This window comes from Brucella tritici (genome assembly GCF_008932285.1).
Classification (GTDB): Bacteria; Pseudomonadota; Alphaproteobacteria; order Rhizobiales; family Rhizobiaceae; genus Brucella; species Brucella tritici.
The window spans coordinates 263,026-281,884 of the sequence record NZ_WBVY01000003.1; the positions used below are offsets into that span (position 1 = coordinate 263,026).

An 18,859-nucleotide genomic window follows, 5' to 3' on the forward strand; every position below is an offset into this window, starting at 1 on the left:
CGAACTTGGACCGGAAATGCTCCATATCCCGCAGTCGGGCGAAGCTTCGTCGAAATCAAAGCGGCGTAAAGCAGACCTTGGTGTGTCCTGCGCCGATGAAGCCAAGCCGGCCTGCGGCACCTTTCGACAGGTCCAGAACGCGTCCCTTGATGAACGGGCCGCGATCATTGATGCGCACGACGAGCGACTTGCCGTTTCTTTGATTGGTAACCTTGACCTTGCTGCCAAGCGGCAGGGTGCGGTGCGCTGCGGTCAGGCCGGATGGGTTCATACGTTCACCCGAAGCCGTACGGGAAGTGAGGGCGTACCAGGAGGCACCGCCGCATTGCTGTGCTGAAGCCTCGATTGCGGTGGCCGCGAGAAGACCGGTTGCCGCAACGGCAAGCATAGCCATACGGGTCTTGAAAGTCATGCCAGATCCACTAGTTGTTAACGGGGTGTCCCACAGTTGTCGCTGAGAAAGACAATTGCGAACTGGAATCTAAATGTGGCGCTGACGTGGTTCGAATGAGAACATTATGCGATAATTGAATCTATATCGTACCGGGAAAATCATCCTATACTGAACGTTGTTTACTTAAAGATATAAACATAACCAAGGAATATTAGGAAAGAGTTGGCTGCGTTGCTGTAAAGCTGTTTACGATTCGTTAGGAATCTGCGGCAAGCCTTTGCCGTGCCTTGTTTTCGCGTACCGATTGCAAGAAAAGCTGCTTGCCTGGTTCCAGATTGAAAGAACCCGGTTTGCAATTTTTATTTGTAGGGCAAGTTTTCAGCTTCATCAGCAAAGTTGACGAAATAAGGCATTTCGGGGGCAAAATTGCAATTTATGACTGTGTTTCACAATTCCTTACCAATCTCAAAAAGTTATCCACAGGGGTGGAAAGGCCGTGGGATGACGTTTCTTTGACCGCCGAGAGCCTGCACGAAGCCGCTAGAATCCTGCTATAAACATCCAGATCAGACGATGGAAAACCATGCAGGACCACCCCGAAAAAGACAGAACCGAAGCCGTGTCGCCAACAATTTCAGCGAGCAAGCGGATACTCTATCTTTGCCTCGGCTTTCTCATGCTTTGGCTTGGCATTATTGGCGCGTTCCTGCCGGTCATGCCAACTACGATCTTCATCATTTTTGCCGCGTGGTTCTTTGCACGATCATCCCCAAAGCTTGAAGCGCGCTTGCTTGCCGATCAGCGTTTCGGTCCACTCGTCATCAAATGGCGTGATCGCGGAGCCATTCCGCCGCGCGCGAAGCTTTATGCCTGTATCGGCATGACGGTTGGCTATGGCTTGTTCTGGTGGGGGGCGAAGCCTGGCTGGCTGCTGGCAACAGCAGTAACGATCTTCATGCTCGGGTCCGCAGCTTACGTGCTTTCGCGTCCAAGCGAATAACAGCTTCAATCACGCCAGCGATCACGGTAAGAGTGGCTGATTAGAGCATTTCCAGCAAAAGTGCGAAGCGGTTTTGCGTAGGATAATGCGTAAAAACAAAGAGATAGGTCGGTTCCACGATTCCGTTTTAACTGGAACCGCTCTGAAATGGGGAGCCGCCAATGTCCATGCCTGCCATCAATCCGCTGATTAATCGCCTTTCCGCACCGCCCATCCCGGCGGTCCAGGCCTGGGCGCGGGACTATGACGGGTCGCATGGCGCGCTTATTGATCTGTCTCAGGCCGTTCCCGGTTACCCTCCGCATCCCGATATGCTGCGTTTTCTGGGTGAGGCGGCGGGATCGGTAGCTTCCGCCGGTTACGGTCCGATCGAGGGTGAAAAGGTTTTGCGCGGGGCTTATGCGGCGCATGTCGGTCAGCTTTATCGCGCGCAGATCGATGCCGCCAACGTTCATATCACATCCGGTTGTAATCAGGCCTTTATCGCCGCCATCATGTGTGTGGCGCAAAGCGGTGATACGGTGCTGACCACCGATCCGTTCTATTTTAATCATCGTTCATCGCTGGACATGCTCGGTATCGCTTCTGGCTCAGTGCCTTGCCATGCCCGGAATGGTTTCATCCCTAGCGTGGAGGACGTTCGCGCTGCGCTTCGTCCGGGTATCACGGCGCTGGCACTTGTTTCCCCGAACAACCCAACCGGGGCGATTTATCCGGCGGGGCTGTTGTCGGAAATCTATGCGTTGTGCCGCGACAATGGGACATGGCTTATTCTGGACGAGACCTATCGCGATTTTCTGGCTGATGCCAACGAACCGCCGCACCGGTTGTTTGACGAGACGGATTGGCCGTCGCATCTGATCCAGCTTTACAGCTTTTCAAAATCGTTCTGCATACCGGGACACCGGCTTGGTGCAATTGTTGCGGGCCAGGCGATGGTCGAGAACGTCGCAAAAGTTATGGACAATCTGCAGATATGCGCAAGCCGTGCGCCGCAGATTGCTGTCGCGCGCGCTATCGAACCTTTGACCGGCTGGCGTGATGATAATCGCGGCGAGATTGCAAGGCGCGCCTCTGCATTGCAGTCAGTCATGGCCAATATCAAAGGCTGGCATGTGGAGGCGGTCGGAGCCTATTTCGCTTTTGTGCGTCATCCTTACCCGGATGTCTCATCGGTTGAGGTTGCCGAGCGCCTTGCGAAGTCGCTCGGCATCATCACTTTGCCGGGCCGGTTCTTCGGTGAAGGACAGGAAGCCTTCCTGCGCTTTGCCTTCGCCAATGTCGATGTTTCCGGCATCGAGGCTCTCGGTGCGCGTTTGCCGCATTTTTAAAGCCTGAAATATTTGCCGGTTCAAGGCGCGGCAAAACCCCACAAAATCAATGGCAAGCGGTTCTGATACAAACCTGTAACAATAGTGTCATATGAATGTAATATAGAGCGCGTAGAGGGCTAACGACGCCACATCGTCATATGTCTTTTACAACAGGAGCCGCAGCTCATGAACAAGATGATTTCCTCAACCGCAGCGCTTGCCATCGCTGCCGTTATGTCGGTTTCCGCCGCTCAGGCGCGCGATCAGATTCAGGTTGCCGGTTCCTCGACCGTTCTGCCTTATGCGAAGATCGTCGCCGAGACCTTCGGTGAAACCTTCCCGAACTTCAAGACGCCGGTTGTTGAATCGGGCGGCTCGGGCGCAGGCATCAAGGAATTCTGCAAGGGCGTCGGCGAAAACACCATCGACATCGCCAATGCATCGCGCGCCATGAAGGACTCGGAACTGAAGTCGTGCATCGACGCTGGCGTCAAGGACGTTCAGGAAGTTCGTTTCGGCTATGACGGCATCGTTTTCGCAACCGACGCAAAGGGTCCGGATTGGAAGCTGAAGCCGGAAGATGTCTACAAGGCTCTGGCCGCCAAGCTGGTCGTAGACGGCAAACTGGTCGACAATCCAAACACCAAGTGGAACCAGGTCAATCCGAACCTTCCGGATTGGGACATCGCCGCCTACATTCCGGGCGAAAAGCACGGTACCCGTGAAGTTTTCGAAGAAAAGGTTCTTGCTGACGGCTGCAAGCACTCCGGCGCTCTGGACGAAATCAAGAAGGCCGGTCTCGACGACAAGGCTGCCGCTTCGGCCTGTATCGCAGTTCGCAAGGACGGCAAGGCTGTCGATATCGACGGTGACTATGCTGAAACTCTCGCTCGTATCGACTCGAACAAGACCGGCGTTGGCGTTTTCGGCCTCTATTTCTACGAAAACAACGCAGACAAGCTAAAAGTTGCGACCGTCAACGACATCACCCCTTCGGCTGCTACCGTCGCTTCGGGCGAATATCCAGTGTCGCGCCCGCTGTTCTTCTACGTGAAGAAGGCTCACCTCGGCGTCATCCCGGGCCTGAAGGAATATGTTGAGTTCTTCCTGAACGACCAGATGATCGGTCCTGACGGCCCGCTCGCCGAATACGGCCTCGTTCCTGCTCCAGATGCAGAACGTGAAGCACAGCGTGCTGCCTTCTCCGAAGGCAAGACGATGGCTGCGAAGTAAGTTTTGATCTGTGGAACGCGGGGATGACAAATCTCCGCGTTCTTCTCCTTTCGCGCCTTTGCATTAAGACAGGCGCATCCGCGTGGAACGGCCTGGGTGGAAGCTGCACCTCAAAACCGTCCGCATTCATCAGGGCAACCGGGGAAATTGAATGTCCTTCTTTCTGGTTCTCGTCAGTATCGTTGCAATCGGGCTGATCGGATTCTTCATAGGCCGCCAGCGTGCCGTTGCACTGGACAAGGCGCAGTCTGCTTCTGCAAAAGCCTCGCCGACCGAGAAAATGCATTCCCGCCCGCATTATCATGGCTGGTGGGTTTTCCTCGTTTCCGCATTGCCTGCGGTTCTGTTTCTCGCTGTATGGGCTGTTGGAACGTCGGTCTATCTCGATCACAGTGCTACGGCCCGTTTGCCGGACGCCATTGAGGGCGGTTCTTTCACCAATCGCAGCTTGCAGCTTGGTATGGTGCGCGGTCTGGCCAACGGGCTTGAACGGCTGACGCCTGCTGAACTGGAAAGCTTCCCGGCAAATTATCAGGATGCTCGCGCCGTTCTTGCATCCAAGGGTGTGGCACTCGCGACCGAAGGCCAGGATTACATGGTGCCGATCGCGCTCTACCTGAAAAAGACTACCGCGCTGACGCACACCATTGGTTCCGCTGTTTCTCTGGTGATCGCCATCGCAGGTCTGATCTTTGGCCTTTCCACGATCAGCCGCCGTATGCGCGCGCGCAACAATGTCGAGCGTATCGTTCTCTGGGGGCTGATCGCCGCATCCGGTATCGCCATTCTGACGACGGTCGGCATCATCTGTTCGATGCTGTTCCAGACCATCAGCTTCTTCCAATCCGTTTCGCCGTGGGATTTCTTCTTCGGCACTGTCTGGGACCCGCGCTTTGCCGCAGCCGGCTCGGGTGGTGAAACAGGCCAGTTCGGTCTCATCCCGCTTCTGGCGGGTACGCTCTATATCGCGCTTGTGGCCATGCTGTTCGCCGTTCCGGTGGGGCTTTTCTCGGCAATCTATATGGCGGAATATGCTTCGCCCCGAGTGCGCACAGTTGTAAAGCCAGTCCTCGAGCTTCTGGCCGGCATCCCCAGCATCGTCTACGGTTTCTTCGCCCTTGTGACTGTCGGACCATTCCTGCGCGATCTTTCGATTGCCATTGCAGGCGGGCAGGGTTTCATCATGGCGCAGAGCGTTCTGACCGCCGGTCTTGTCATGGGCGTGATGCTGATCCCCTTTGTGTCCTCGCTTTCGGACGACATCATCACTGCCGTGCCACGGACCTTACGCGACGGTTCGCTCGGTCTTGGAGCAACCCGTTCTGAAACCATCAAGCGCGTGGTCCTTCCGGCTGCTTTGCCGGGTATTGTCGGCGCGCTTCTGATGACCGCATCCCGCGCTATCGGCGAGACCATGATCGTGGTTCTGGCCGCAGGTGTTGCGGCGCGCATCAATATCAATCCATTCGAGGCGATGACCACCATCACGGTGAAGATCGTCAACCAGCTTACCGGCGACCTTGAGTTCAACTCGCCGCAAACGCTGGTGGCCTTTGCACTCGGCATCACGCTTTTCGTCCTGACGCTGATCATGAACATCTTTGCGTTGCACATCGTGCGCAAGTACCGGGAGCAGTACGAATAATGACCGATACGACCTTCAACGCCCAGGGCGCCACGGTACAGCCGACACGTCGCGATATCGGACTGAAACGCCGCTACGCTGCCGAACGCCGCTTCCGCTATTACGGTATTGCTGCGATTGCCATCGGCGTGTTCTTCCTGTGCGCACTCCTCTTCTCGGTCTTCTCCAAGGGCTATACAGCCTTCTGGCAGACGACGCTTTATCTGCCGGTCAAGCTTGAAGAGAGCGTGATCGATCCGGGCAACAAGCGCGCGACCGATCCGAATGTGCTGATCACGGCCAACTATCCGTTGCTGGTGCGCAATGCGCTGGCTGAAAAGCTGGGTGTTGCCACGACAGACCGTCCGGCGATGCGCGATCTTGGCCGCTTCTATTCGGACGGCGTGCGTATTCAGTTGCGTAAGCTTGTGATGGACAATCCATCGCTCATCGGCACGACGCAGACCGTTCCGGTTCTGGCAGGCGCCGACATCGATTCCGCTTTCAAGGGGCAGATCGACCTTTCCGTGCCAGAGACGAACCGCAAGGTTTCGGACCGTCAGATTGGCTGGATGAAGACGCTTTCGGAAGAGGGCGTCATGAAGGAGGCCTTTAATACCGGTCTCTTCACCTTCGGCGCTTCCAGCCGCCCGGAAACATCCGGTCTTGGCGTTGCGCTGGTCGGCTCTCTCTACATGATGCTGATCGTTCTAGGCTTGTCGCTGCCGATCGGTGTCGCCGCTTCGATCTATCTGGAAGAATTCGCCAAGAAGAACCGGTTCACCGACATGATTGAGGTGAACATCAATAATCTGGCGGCCGTGCCATCCATCGTGTTCGGCCTGCTCGGGCTTGCAGTCTTCATCAATTTCTTCGGCCTGCCACGTTCTGCGTCTCTGGTCGGTGGTCTGGTGCTGACACTGATGACGCTTCCCACCATCATCATTGCAACGCGCGCCGCCCTTCGCGCTGTACCGCCTTCCATTCGCGCCGCAGCTCTTGGTCTTGGTGCGTCGAAAACGCAGATGGTGTTCCACCATGTCCTGCCGCTCGCCGCACCCGGCATCCTGACCGGCACGATCATCGGTCTTGCCCACGCGCTTGGTGAAACCGCACCGCTTCTTCTCATCGGCATGGTGGCCTTTGTCGCTGACGTACCGTCGACACCGATGGACCCGTCGACTGCTCTTCCGGTGCAGATCTATATGTGGGCAAATGAAGCAGAACGCGCCTTTGTGGAACGCACGTCAGGCGCTATCATTGTCCTGCTTCTGTTCCTTGCCGTGATGAATATTGCAGCAATCATTCTGCGCCGCCGCTTCGAGCGCCGCTGGTAAAACGGGAGTCGAAAGCTATGAATCTGATGACTGAACGATCTCTCGAGAAAGCCGTAGGAGAAAAAATGAACGCCAACGCCAATTCCATAAAGATGCGCGGCGACAAGGTCTGCGTATTTTATGGCGAGAAGCAGGCGCTGTTCGACGTCGATCTGGATATCCAGGAAAAGATGGTCACGGCGCTGATCGGCCCTTCCGGTTGCGGCAAGTCCACTTTCCTGCGTTCGCTCAATCGCATGAACGACACGATCGAGGGCTGCAAGGTTGGCGGCAAGATCACGCTCGACAATGAAGACATCTACGATCCGAAGATCGATGTCGTCGAACTGCGCGCCCGCGTTGGCATGGTGTTCCAGAAACCGAACCCATTTCCGAAATCGATCTATGAAAATGTCGCCTACGGTCCGCGCATTCATGGTCTCGCCCGTACCAAGACCGATCTTGAAGAAATCGTCGTGACGAGCTTGCAGAAGGCGAGCTTGTTCGAGGAAGTGAAGGACCGTCTGCACGATGCGGGCACCGGCCTTTCCGGCGGCCAGCAGCAGCGCCTTTGCATCGCACGCGCGATTGCGGTGAGCCCGGAAGTCATCCTCATGGACGAACCGTGTTCAGCACTTGACCCGATTGCCACCGCGAAGGTTGAAGAGCTGATCGACGAACTGCGCCAGAACTATACGATCGTGATCGTCACGCACTCCATGCAGCAGGCCGCGCGCGTTTCGCAACGCACTGCCATGTTCCACCTCGGCAATCTGGTCGAAGTGGGGGACACGGAAACCATGTTCACCGCGCCTACCGAAAAGCGCACGCAGGACTACATCACCGGACGCTTCGGCTGATCCGGAACTGCGCTTCAACAGATAGACAGTGCGGCTTCCCCGCAATTTATATTACGAGGTCTACTATGCCGTCTCAGCATACCGTTCGCTCCTACGATGAGGAATTGAAGTTTCTCTCCCATAAGATCGCCGAAATGGGCGGACATGCGGAACGTATGGTCGAGCAGTCGGTCGCCGCTATCGTCAATGCGGACAATGCGCTCGCACAGCGCGTCATCTCCGACGATCTTATCCTCGATGCCAGTGAGCGCGAGATTGACGACAAGGCTGTGATGATTATCGCCAAGCGTCAGCCTATGGCTGTGGACCTGCGTGAGATCATCGGCTCGATCCGCATTTCTGCCGATCTGGAACGCGTGGGCGATCTGGGTAAGAACATCGCCAAGCGTGTTGCCGCCGTTTCGGAATCGCGTCAGCCGGTAAAGCTTTATCGCGGGCTCGAAACACTGGCGGAACTGGCACTGACCCAGCTCAAGGACGTCCTCGACGCCTATGCATCGCGCTCGGTACAGCAGATCAACGTCGTTCGCGACCGCGACGACGAGATCGACGCCATGTACACGTCTCTGTTCCGCGAACTCTTGACTTACATGATGGAAGACCCGCGCAATATCTCCGCCTGCACGCATCTTCTGTTCTGCGCGAAGAACATCGAGCGCATCGGGGATCATGCGACTAATATTGCGGAGACCGTCTATTACATTGTGACCGGCCTGCAAATGCCGGCCGAACGACCGAAGGAAGACCTGAGCCACGGTATTGTCGTGGATGAGGCACGTAAACCCTGAACTACAGCCAGCCGGACTTTGGTCCGGCGGGTGAGAATGAGTGAATAGCGCGGCGGCACGCGGTCGATTGGGGGGATTTTATCCACCGCCCGCCGAATTTGGATAGGGAAATACTGGATGTCACAGGCACCCAAAATCGCTGTGGTCGAAGACGAAGAGGCGCTGAGCGTGCTGCTTCGCTACAATCTTGAGGCAGAGGGTTATCAGGTCGATACGATGCTGCGCGGCGACGAGGCCGAAATCGCCTTGCGCGAGAACGTGCCGGATCTGCTCATTCTGGACTGGATGCTGCCGGGCGTATCTGGCATCGAGCTTTGCCGCCGCCTGCGTCAATGGTCGGAAACGGAACGCCTACCCATCATCATGCTGACGGCACGTGGCGAGGAGAGCGAACGGGTACGCGGCCTCAGCGTTGGTGCGGACGATTATGTCGTGAAGCCATTTTCGACGCCGGAACTGCTGGCGCGCGTCAAAGCCATGCTGCGCCGGTCCAATCCGAGCATTCTTTCGCATGTGCTGAAAGTGGGCGATCTGGTTCTCGATCGCCAGCAGCATCGCGTTTATCGTAAGGAAAAGGAAGTTCGTCTTGGACCGACGGAATTCCGCCTGCTCGAATATTTCATGATGTCGCCTGGTCGTGTTTTCTCGCGCAGCCAGCTTCTGGATGGCGTTTGGGGACCGGACATTTATGTCGATGATCGCACGGTGGACGTCCATGTAGGACGGTTACGCAAAGCGATCAATGTCGGTCGGGCCCTCGATCCCATTCGCACCGTTCGGGGTGCCGGTTATTCTTTCGGGTGACGGACGCCATTATCTGAGACTTCAAGAACTGGACTTGTCCGACCCGCCGAAGTTTCCTTGGCGGGTCGTTTTTGTTTCCGGCCAAGCTTTGCGTGATGCAGATCGCACTCGCCCGATTCGCATTGCAACGACCCGAAACAGGCGTCAGAAGTCTCATCTCACGCGATGTTACAAACATGTTGCGAAAGTTGACGAAGAGCAACGGAACCCGCCTCGAAACAGAAACTCCGCAGATCATTTGAAACACCACAAATGTGTATGCAAAAAATGTACAAGCAAAAGCGAATTAAGGCAGGGATATGGCGTGTATTACGAGACTTTGAATCTCATTAAATCAATATCTTATCTGAATTGGCCATTCTTGTTAAGAAATTGTTAATATATTTAAAGGGCTTGTAGGCATATTCGCACTCTCGATTCGGAGTTGCTTTTGGACATTTTAGTCGCCTCCAGCATTGTTGGGATTTGACCCGTCGCCTTTTTTTGGCCTAAAAATTCCAAAACCTTGAATTCGATTAAGCGACAGTAGGGCGTGTGACTTTGATCTTCGTCCTCTTTGACTTGCACCGCAGTCAGACGTTCGCGCGCATCGTTCCAGATGTGTTCGCCTGAATGGATGACTGGATCAGTTAAGGGTCCTAACATGAGACTGAGCCATTGACGCGCGCCGCGAAGTGGAAATTACCCGTTCTTATCGGGCTGGTGGTTGCGCCTTTCGTGGTGACCGGTTGCACGACGACCGGAACCTCGGGAAAAGCCAATTCGGAAAAGACGGCGGCAAGCCACGTCAAGTCCGTCAATGGCGTAAAGACCTACACCTACACCACACGGGACAAGAATTGTCTTGAACGTGCGATGTTCTTCGAATCCAACCGTTCAAGTTCCGATGGTCTTCTGGCGGTCGGCACCGTCGTTATGAACCGCCTCGCGTCGGGACGTTATCCGGATACGATTTGCGGCGTTGTCGGTCAGAAGAACCAGTTTGCACCCGGTGTTCTCACCCGCCAGATGAATTCCAAGGCGCTGCCCGACGTTCAGGCTGCCGCCGATGCAGTCTTGAAAGGCGAGCGCCATCCAAAACTCAAGAACGCCATGTTCTTTCACACGGCGGGTCTGAAATTCCCTTACAACAACATGCATTACGTGCTCGTGGCCGGTGGAAATTCCTTCTACGAGAAGCGCAATCGTGACGGCTCGCTGCAAAATCCAGTTCCGCAGGAGCCCTACAATCTGGCTATGGCCTATTCGCCGCAATCACCGTCTCTTCCGCAGGATCCGTCTTATGACGTTACACTGCCGCAGACCGGTCCGGTTCCGGGAACGGAGCCAACCGTTCAGGTGGCGCTCGCGGAAGCTGTAAAGGCTCAAAGCGTGGAGCAGAGTGTCGGTGCCGGTCCGCAGGCTCGTAGCGACCGCTTGGCGCGTCACCGCGGAGCAGTATCTCAGCAGGAACCACATATGCAGGTGGCCTCCTACCAGCCGCAATTCGATACGACGGCTCCGCAACCGACATCGCTCGGCTATGCTCCGGCAAGCCAGAAGCAGGCTGATGCCATTGGTGCGCTTCTTCTGTCGCAGGATCGTCCCGAAGCGCCGCTGTAAGAAGCGCTTTTATAATCTGATAATCTGCAACGCCGGTCTGGTTCACCCCGACCGGCGTTTTGATTTCCTAGCTGGTTGTTGTCGCTTTCCAGCGAAAGTCTCAGCGGTAGATCGGGCGATAGATCACCATCTGGGTGTCGTAGAAATCGACCTGATTCTGCCAGGCACGCCTGTCAGCTCTGCGATCGAGGTCCAGTCGCATCAGGCAGTTGGCAAAAGCGTCGGTATTGGCCTTGAAGCCATAGCTGCGGCAGGTCTGTACGTCGGCGGCACGCCGTTGTTCCGGCGTCATGGTCACGCACCCTGCCAGAAGACCGGTAACGCCCAGCAAGATAAGCACATTCTTATTCATTACTGTCTGCTTTCTTCTGCACTGACCGCAGATTTACTATAACGCAAAGGCAGGAAAAAAGGTGGTGAAATTATGCCGTCTGATAAACTGTCGGTGATTCCACATCCTAAGAGGTCTTCCACCCATGGCTCATGAACAGCTGAACCCAGTCATCGATCCGATGAAACTCGAACGTCTTGCGGAAGTCGCCGTTCGCGTTGGTCTGCAATTGCGCGAGGGGCAGGATCTTGTCATTACCGCGCCGGTCGTGGCCTTGCCGCTGGTTCGCCTTATCGCCAAGCACGCCTACAAGGCCGGGGCCGGATTGGTAACGCCGTTCTTCGCGGATGACGAAATGGCGCTTGCCCGTTACGAGAACGCATCCGATGCGAGTTTCGATCGCGCGGCAAGCTGGCTTTATGAAGGGATGGCAAAAGCCTATTCGGATGGCGCTGCCCGGCTGGCCATCGCTGCCGACAATCCGATGCTTCTCTCCAACCAGGACCCGGCCAAGGTTTCGCGCGCCAACCGGGCCAATTCGAAAGCCTATCAGCCGGCACTCGAAAAGATTGCTGGTTTCGACATCAACTGGAACATCGTCTCCTATCCCAATCCGGCATGGGCAAAGCTCATGTTTCCAAATGAGCCGGCGGACATCGCCAGTCGCAAGCTGGCCGATGCGATCTTCTCGGCTTCGCGTGTCGATGTCGACGATCCGGTCGGTGCCTGGGCGGCGCACAACGCAGCGCTTCGCACCCGCACCCGTTTCCTGAATGGCAAGGCGTATAGTGCCCTGCATTTCAAAGGCCCGAACACCGATCTGACGGTCGGGCTTGCCGACGGTCATGAATGGCACGGCGGCGCGTCTACGGCGAAGAATGGGATCACCTGCAATCCGAACATTCCGACGGAAGAAGTGTTCACTGCACCGCATGCATTGCGTGTCGAAGGTTATGTGACGAGTACCAAGCCTCTGTCGCATCAGGGCACATTGATCGAGAATATTGCGGTTCGCTTTAAAGGCGGACGAATTATCGAGGCGAAGGCAAGCCGCGGTGAAGAAGTGCTCAACAAGGTGCTGGATACGGATGAAGGTGCCCGTCATCTGGGTGAAGTGGCGCTGGTTCCGCATTCATCGCCGATATCGCAGAGTGGGCTTTTGTTCTACAACACCCTGTTTGACGAGAATGCCGCAAGCCACATCGCACTCGGCCAGTGCTATTCCAAGTGCTTTATCGACGGCGCAAAACTGACGCCGGAACAGATCAAGGCGCAGGGTGGTAATTCGAGCCTTATCCATATCGACTGGATGATCGGCTCCGGCCAGATCGACGTCGATGGCATCAACGCGGACGGAACCCGCGAGCCGGTGATGCGCAGTGGCGAATGGGCCAACTGATTGTCGCGAAATAGAAAAGGCCGGGAATTTCCCGGCCTTTTCATTGCATCTGCGAGGTCAGTTCTTTTCCTGAACATGGGCCTCAAGGAACCACAATGCCTTGTCGAGACTGCGGGACGCGGCGGTAAAAATATCCGCCGTATCGTCATCACCTGCATCATCTGCATCCTTGATCGACTTGCGCACAAGATTGGCGACGTCGCCATAACGCTCGATCAGTGCAAGCAGATGATCGTGAACGGCATATATGTCGGTGGGATAAGGCTTGAGCTTGCTTTCCTTGGCCACGACCTGCGTGGTGCCATAGGCCGTCCCGCCGATCTGTACGGCGCGCTCGGCAATCGTGTCGACATGTTCGTCAAGATCGTCGCGGAAGCCATCCAGCATTTCATGAACGGCGATGAACTGCGGTCCCTTAAGGTTCCAGTGTGCCTGCTTGGTGATGAGGGCAAGATCGATTGTCGCGGCGAGGTTTTCATTCAGCAGCGCGATCATTGTCGTCTTCGTATTGGAAGGAAGATCGTTGCGGGTTGCATGCATCGACTTCTTGGACATTTTATCCTCATATCCTTTTGTTCGATCCGGCATGGAGCGGCTGGGAGATGTCGCTCATAATCACGGGCAGCTATTCCAAAAGCGAACGAACCCGCCAGATCCTTATGAGGTTCGATTGCCGGGTGGGCCTTGTCGCCGTCAGGACAACATAAAAATATTCCCGCACCCGATGACGAAATGCATATCGCCGGTTTTTGTTCCAAGGGAATGCTTAAAAACGGACTTGATCCAGCCTTTGGACAAGACTTGGCTTGTCGTGACGCGAAATCTGATTTACCCGATTGCGCATGAAGATACTTGCGCTTGATACTGCCGCTTCGTGGTGTTCCGTTGCTGTCTACAATTCCGACGGCGATATCGTGCTTGCCGATGTAAGCGAAAACATCGGCAAGGGACATGCGGAAGTATTGATGGACTATGTCGAACGTGCTGTGAGAGAGGCGAAACTATCGCTCCGCGATATGGATCGGGTAGCGGTCAATATCGGGCCAGGGTCGTTTACCGGCGTCCGTATCGGTGTCTCGGCGGCACGCGGTTTTGCACTGGCGCTCGACGTTCCTGCCATCGGTGTCACGGCCTTCGAAGCGCTGGCCGCAGAAACACAGTCTCTGTCGCCGGAAAAGCCAGTTCTGGTTCTTCTCGATGCGCATCGCGGCGAGATTTATGCGCAATCATTCGATGCGAAAGGCTTGCCGAGTGCGAAGCCACTGGTTCTGTCGCGAGAGGAAGCGGAGGCTCTTGCCGTTTCGCAGGCAGCAAATACGGTTCTTGCAGGCTCCGCGGCCCCTGCGATCAATGAAGTGATCGGCTGTCGCTTCACACTTGGCCCGGTTGAGCCGACAGCGAAAATCGGCATCTATGCGCGTCAGGCAAGCTCGCGCCAGCCTGGCGATGCGCCAAAGCCGCTTTATATGCGTGGGCCGGATGCGAAGCCGCAGATCGGTTTTGCGCTGCCGCGCAAGGCCACCGGAGAATAGCCGATGATGGGCTTACCGTTTGGGCGTTTCGGTCGCAGACAAATCTCGGTGGAGTCGCTTGGCGCACAGGACAGTCATGCGATCCAGCGTATTCATGCAGTCGCTTTCCATCACGGCTGGAGTTCCGACGATTTCAGATCGCTGATCGCACAGGATACGGTTTTCGGTTTTGTTGCCCGTGCGGAAGGCAAACCGAACGATGCCTGTGGTTTCGTGCTGGCTCGTCTGGTGGCAGGTGAGGCGGAAATCCTGACCATTGCCGTCGCGCGTGATGTGCAGCGCCAGGGCGTCGGGCGCGCGCTGATGGATGCCGTGTTGCGTCATCTCTATCAGGAGCGTGCTGAAACGCTTTTTCTGGAAGTGGATGAGGCCAATGTTGCCGCACAGGCACTTTATCGTCGTCTCGGTTTCCAGAAGGTCGGTGACCGTCCCGCTTACTATGAAACAGCGAATGGGCGTTCGGCTGCGCTGATATTGCGTCGCGACCTGAGCCTTGCTCCGGCGGGGCCACGATGATCGGAGCAATCCGCATCTTTCTCGTCGTCGCGGCGATGGTCGCATTGAGTCTGTCGCTTATTCCAGTTCAGTATCTGTTGCTTAAGCTGAAGAACAACTGGAAGCGGCGTCTGCCGACCTTTTTCCATCGTATTGCTGCACGCCTGTTCGGCTTTCGCATCAAGACCGTCGGCCAGATGCACGAGGGTCGGCCTCTGCTACTTGTCGCCAACCATATCTCGTGGAGCGATATCATCGTTCTGTCGACGGTCGGTCAGGTTTCCTTCATCGCCAAGTCGGAAGTCAGGAAGTGGCCTGTCTTCGGCATGTTTGCTGTTTTGCAGCGCACTGTTTTCGTTGAGCGTGAGCGCCGGGGCAAGACGGGTGAACAGACATCCGAAATCGCAAGGCGTCTGGCAACGGACGATGCTATGGTGCTGTTCGCTGAAGGCACGACCTCGGATGGCAATCGCGTTCTGCCGTTCAAGACGGCGCTTTTCGGTGCTGCGCACGCTGCGATCAAGGAAGCCAATGTACCCGAAGTCGTGGTTCAACCGGTTGCCATCGCCTATACAGGGGTTCATGGCATGGCCATGGGCCGTTATTTCCGCCCGATTGCCTCCTGGCCGGGCGACGTCGAGCTGATGCCGCACCTGAAAGGTATCTTGCGCGAAGGCGCCATCGACGTTGAAGTGCGTTTCGGTGAGCCGGTCGTCGTAACGTCCAAGACAGATCGCAAGGCGCTGGCGCGTACGATGGAAAACAGGGTGCGTGCGCTTTTGCAAAGTGCGTTGCTGGGGCGCGAGATTCCCGAAGAGTGACAACTGCTCGATCGGGCGTTTAGCCAAGTGTTCAGCCAGTTGTTCAGAATGTCACCTTTCAAATTGGTGACAAAAGCTGTAGATAGCCGCGCATGAGCGACAATATCACCGATCTCGAGCCCACGGCAGAACGCCCAAATGTGCGCAAGGTTTTCGTAAAAACCTATGGCTGCCAGATGAACGTCTACGATAGCCAGCGCATGGCCGACAGCCTTGCAGCGGAAGGCTATGTTGCGACCGATACGCCAGACGATGCCGATCTGGTTCTGCTCAATACCTGCCATATTCGCGAAAAAGCGTCGGAAAAGCTCTATTCCGCGCTCGGTCGTCTGCGCAAGATGAAGGACGCGCGCGAAGCAAATGGCAAGGAATTGACCATTGGCGTCGCAGGTTGCGTGGCGCAGGCAGAGGGACAGGAAATCCTGCGCCGTGCGCCGAATGTCGATCTCGTCATCGGCCCGCAGACCTATCATCGCCTGCCCAATGCTCTTGCGCGCGTTCGCGGCGGCGAAAAGGTAGTCGAGACGGAATACGCTCTCGAAGACAAATTCGAACATCTGCCGTCGCCCAAGCGCGAGGAAACCCGCAAACGCGGTGTTTCTGCTTTCCTCACTGTGCAGGAAGGCTGCGACAAGTTCTGCACCTTCTGCGTGGTTCCCTATACGCGCGGCTCGGAAGTTTCGCGTAGCGTGAAGCAGATCGTGGCCGAGGCCGAGCGCCTTGCCGATAGCGGCGTGCGCGAACTGACCTTGCTCGGCCAGAACGTCAATGCCTGGCACGGCGCTGGTGACGATGGTCGCGAATGGGGCTTGGGCGAACTTCTGTTTCGCCTAGCACGCATTCCGGGCATTGCCCGTCTTCGTTATACGACCAGCCATCCGCGCGACATGGACGACAGCCTGATTGCCGCCCACCGTGACCTGCGTCAGTTGATGCCTTATCTGCATCTGCCGGTACAATCCGGCTCGGACCGTATTCTCAAGGCGATGAACCGTCGTCACAAGGCGGATGAATATGTGCGTCTGATCGAGCGTATTCGCGAAGTGAGGCCAGATCTGGCGCTGTCGGGTGATTTCATTGTCGGCTTTCCCGGTGAGACCGATCAGGACTTCGAAGACACGATGCAACTGGTACGCACGGTCAATTACGCGCAGGCCTATTCGTTCAAATATTCGCCACGTCCCGGTACACCAGGCGCCGATCTGCCCGATCACGTGGAAGAAGCGGTGAAGGATGAGCGTCTCCAGCGTCTCCAGGCGCTTCTGTCAGAACAGCAATATGCGTTTCAGGATTCCATGATTGGTCGCGAGATGGATGTGCTGCTCGAAAAGCCGGGCCGTATTGCTGGCCAGATGGTTGGCCGCTCGCCTTGGCTCCTGCCTGTCATCATCGATGACAACAATGACCAGGTCGGCGACATCATTCATGTGAAAATCACGTCCACAGGGACCAATAGCCTTATTGCGCAAAAACTGGCCTGAAGGCATGATGATGTCGAGGCAGAAAATTTCGGCACTTTGAGTCGCTTGCCGGTAATCCTGTCGAGACTGTGATTGCAATGCGTGAACGGTTTGCGCTCACGCATAATCTGGTCTGAAAAGCCTGCAACTTTTCAGGATTGTGCTTTAAGGAGATACGGTTGAGCGCTACGGAAAAGCTGAAGTCTGCCAAGCCAACCAATCAAACGCAAAAAAGCCCGACGACCGGGGCCTCGGATATGGCCCACATCGTGCTCACCTTCGACAATAACCGTCTTGCCATCGCGCTTTACGGTCAGTTCGATGAAAATCTGGCCCGTATCGAACAGAAGCTTGGCGTGGATGTCCGCTCCAAGGGGAACCAGCTTTCGATCCGGGGCGAACCGACCGCGACCGAGCAGGCGCGGCGTGCACTGGATCATCTTTATGAAACCTTGCAGAAGGGTCATGAGCTGACGGCGTCGGATGTCGACGGCGCCTTGCGAATGGCAATCGCTGCCGATGACCAGCTGACGCTACCGACCATGGAAAACAAGGGCAAGCTTTCCGCAGCCCAGATTTCCACGCGCAAGAAGACCATCTTTGCCCGCACGCCGACGCAGGATGCCTATATGCGCGCGCTCGACCGGTCGGAGCTGGTGTTCGGCGTCGGCCCCGCCGGAACCGGCAAGACCTATCTTGCCGTCGCCCATGCGGCGATGCTGCTGGAACGCGGTCTGGTGGAGCGCATCATTCTGTCGCGTCCGGCTGTCGAGGCGGGCGAACGACTGGGCTTCCTGCCAGGCGATATGAAGGAAAAGGTCGATCCTTATCTGCGCCCGCTTTACGATGCGCTTTACGACATGATGCCTGCCGAAAAGGTTGAGCGTGCGATTACGGCAGGTGTGATCGAAATCGCGCCGCTTGCCTTCATGCGTGGGCGTACCCTCGCGCATTCTGCGGTCATTCTCGATGAGGCGCAGAACACGACATCCATGCAGATGAAGATGTTCCTGACCCGTCTCGGCGAGGGATCACGTATGATGGTCAATGGCGACCCGAGCCAGATCGATCTTCCGCCGGGCCAGAAGTCAGGCCTCGTGGAAGCGCTTCGCGTGCTGGACGAGGTCGAGGGCGTTATCAAGGTGCGCTTTACAGAGAAAGACGTTGTACGTCATCCACTGGTGGCGGCAATCGTCGGCGCTTACGACCGCGACGGCAAGCAGCACGCGCGTTCGGAATAATCTTGCAATTGCCTATTGGAATCACGATCTAAAAGATGCTGTCTGTCTTTTCGAGCTGTCTCCCGAAAATGGGAACCGCTCTTGGCAGACAGCTTTCTTGTAACTGAAAGGATGATGCGGCTAGCCAGCACGGAGAGCCGCCGCAGAACGTGTCAAATAACGCGATCCATATCGATATCATGGTTGAAGCTGGCAACTGGCCGGATGAGACCGCCCTTGAAGGGCTCGTCAGAAAATCGGTCGAGGCCGCCTGGGCTAATCTTGGGCTGAAAAGCGCGGCAAGCGAGCTCAGTGTCGTCTTCACCGACGATGCCTCGATCCAGACCCTGAATGCGGAATGGCGCGGCAAGGACAAGCCGACGAATGTGCTGTCATTTCCGGCTTTTCCGGTCAAGGCAGGGGCGCAGCCGGGGCCGATGCTGGGCGACATCATCATCGCGCGGGAGACTGTCGAGCGCGAGGCCCGTGAAGAGGGCAAGCCGCTCGAAAACCATCTCGCTCACCTCGTCGTGCATGGTTTTTTGCACCTTTTGGGTTACGATCACGAAACCGATGCGGAAGCGGATGTGATGGAGGGGCGCGAGCGTGAAATCCTTCATGCTCTTGCCATCCCGGACCCTTATGCTGTATCCGAATAAGACCCTAA

General features: G+C 56.3%; 19 protein-coding genes. 16 read left to right on the forward strand and 3 right to left on the reverse strand.

Features of this window, described 5'->3' with window-relative positions; translation table 11 throughout:
• Positions 1-55: 55 nt before the first annotated feature.
• Positions 56-412, reverse strand: a complete 357-nt coding sequence (locus tag F9K94_RS11130) for a septal ring lytic transglycosylase RlpA family protein (RefSeq protein WP_006468123.1) — start codon at positions 410-412, stop codon at positions 56-58.
• A 565-nt stretch (positions 413-977) separates the two neighbouring features.
• Between F9K94_RS11130 and F9K94_RS11140 the strand changes: the two genes are divergently transcribed.
• The 9 genes from F9K94_RS11140 to F9K94_RS11180 all read left to right on the forward strand — a co-directional run bounded on the left by F9K94_RS11140 (position 978) and on the right by F9K94_RS11180 (position 10,934).
• The gene (locus tag F9K94_RS11140; RefSeq protein ID WP_151645666.1) at positions 978-1,394 is read left to right on the forward strand and encodes a YbaN family protein; all 417 of its coding nucleotides are present in this window, start codon (positions 978-980) and stop codon (positions 1,392-1,394) included.
• A gap of 167 nt (positions 1,395-1,561) precedes the next feature.
• The gene (locus F9K94_RS11145; RefSeq protein ID WP_192799505.1) at positions 1,562-2,725 is read left to right on the forward strand and encodes an aminotransferase; all 1,164 of its coding nucleotides are present in this window, start codon (positions 1,562-1,564) and stop codon (positions 2,723-2,725) included.
• A 168-nt stretch (positions 2,726-2,893) separates the two neighbouring features.
• Positions 2,894-3,940: a PstS family phosphate ABC transporter substrate-binding protein gene (locus tag F9K94_RS11150; RefSeq protein ID WP_151555274.1), complete on the forward strand. Its 1,047-nt coding sequence runs from the start codon at positions 2,894-2,896 to the stop codon at positions 3,938-3,940.
• Between the two features lie 151 nt (positions 3,941-4,091).
• Positions 4,092-5,585, forward strand: coding sequence for a phosphate ABC transporter permease subunit PstC (gene pstC / locus F9K94_RS11155; protein ID WP_061344660.1), 1,494 nt, complete (start codon positions 4,092-4,094; stop codon positions 5,583-5,585).
• Positions 5,585-6,901, forward strand: coding sequence for a phosphate ABC transporter permease PstA (pstA, locus tag F9K94_RS11160; protein ID WP_061344661.1), 1,317 nt, complete (start codon positions 5,585-5,587; stop codon positions 6,899-6,901). The genes pstC and pstA overlap by 1 nt, the downstream gene beginning before the upstream one ends.
• A 65-nt stretch (positions 6,902-6,966) precedes the next feature.
• Entirely contained in the window at positions 6,967-7,740 is a 774-nt protein-coding gene (gene pstB, locus F9K94_RS11165) for a phosphate ABC transporter ATP-binding protein PstB (RefSeq protein ID WP_235813450.1), read from the forward strand.
• 65 nt (positions 7,741-7,805) lie between these two features.
• A complete protein-coding gene (gene phoU / locus F9K94_RS11170) occupies positions 7,806-8,528 on the forward strand; it encodes a phosphate signaling complex protein PhoU (RefSeq protein WP_010657755.1) in 723 nt (240 codons plus the stop codon).
• Between the two features lie 117 nt (positions 8,529-8,645).
• Positions 8,646-9,332 carry a phosphate regulon transcriptional regulator PhoB gene (gene phoB, locus F9K94_RS11175; RefSeq protein ID WP_061344663.1) on the forward strand — a complete coding sequence of 229 codons (687 nt, stop codon included), beginning with the start codon at positions 8,646-8,648 and terminating at the stop codon, positions 9,330-9,332.
• A gap of 657 nt (positions 9,333-9,989) precedes the next feature.
• Positions 9,990-10,934, forward strand: coding sequence for a cell wall hydrolase (locus F9K94_RS11180; protein ID WP_151555276.1), 945 nt, complete (start codon positions 9,990-9,992; stop codon positions 10,932-10,934).
• A gap of 100 nt (positions 10,935-11,034) precedes the next feature.
• Here the strand turns inward: F9K94_RS11180 and F9K94_RS11185 are convergent, their stop codons facing one another.
• The gene (locus F9K94_RS11185) at positions 11,035-11,286 is read right to left on the reverse strand and encodes a hypothetical protein (RefSeq protein WP_151645670.1); all 252 of its coding nucleotides are present in this window, start codon (positions 11,284-11,286) and stop codon (positions 11,035-11,037) included.
• A 124-nt stretch (positions 11,287-11,410) separates the two neighbouring features.
• On the opposite strand from F9K94_RS11185, the gene F9K94_RS11190 reads away from it, so the two are divergent.
• A complete protein-coding gene (locus tag F9K94_RS11190) occupies positions 11,411-12,664 on the forward strand; it encodes an aminopeptidase (protein ID WP_151645672.1) in 1,254 nt (417 codons plus the stop codon).
• Between the two features lie 57 nt (positions 12,665-12,721).
• Here F9K94_RS11190 and dps read toward each other — a convergent pair whose 3' ends face one another.
• On the reverse strand, positions 12,722-13,219 hold the full coding sequence (dps, locus tag F9K94_RS11195; protein ID WP_061344667.1) for a DNA starvation/stationary phase protection protein Dps: 498 nt from the start codon (positions 13,217-13,219) through the stop codon (positions 12,722-12,724).
• A gap of 287 nt (positions 13,220-13,506) precedes the next feature.
• Here dps and tsaB point away from each other — a divergent pair, with 287 nt between their 5' ends.
• From tsaB to ybeY, 6 genes are all read left to right on the forward strand, one after another.
• A complete protein-coding gene (tsaB, locus tag F9K94_RS11200; RefSeq protein WP_061344668.1) occupies positions 13,507-14,196 on the forward strand; it encodes a tRNA (adenosine(37)-N6)-threonylcarbamoyltransferase complex dimerization subunit type 1 TsaB in 690 nt (229 codons plus the stop codon).
• Positions 14,197-14,199: 3 nt separating this feature from the next.
• A complete protein-coding gene (rimI, locus tag F9K94_RS11205; protein WP_151645674.1) occupies positions 14,200-14,712 on the forward strand; it encodes a ribosomal protein S18-alanine N-acetyltransferase in 513 nt (170 codons plus the stop codon).
• A complete protein-coding gene (locus F9K94_RS11210) occupies positions 14,709-15,512 on the forward strand; it encodes a lysophospholipid acyltransferase family protein (protein WP_151645676.1) in 804 nt (267 codons plus the stop codon). The genes rimI and F9K94_RS11210 overlap by 4 nt, the downstream gene beginning before the upstream one ends.
• 92 nt (positions 15,513-15,604) lie before the next feature.
• Positions 15,605-16,993 carry a tRNA (N6-isopentenyl adenosine(37)-C2)-methylthiotransferase MiaB gene (gene miaB / locus F9K94_RS11215; RefSeq protein WP_151645678.1) on the forward strand — a complete coding sequence of 463 codons (1,389 nt, stop codon included), beginning with the start codon at positions 15,605-15,607 and terminating at the stop codon, positions 16,991-16,993.
• Between the two features lie 158 nt (positions 16,994-17,151).
• Positions 17,152-18,213, forward strand: coding sequence for a PhoH family protein (locus tag F9K94_RS11220; protein WP_192799495.1), 1,062 nt, complete (start codon positions 17,152-17,154; stop codon positions 18,211-18,213).
• Between the two features lie 149 nt (positions 18,214-18,362).
• Positions 18,363-18,851, forward strand: a complete 489-nt coding sequence (gene ybeY, locus F9K94_RS11225; protein WP_081104404.1) for an rRNA maturation RNase YbeY — start codon at positions 18,363-18,365, stop codon at positions 18,849-18,851.
• Positions 18,852-18,859: the final 8 nt, after the last annotated feature.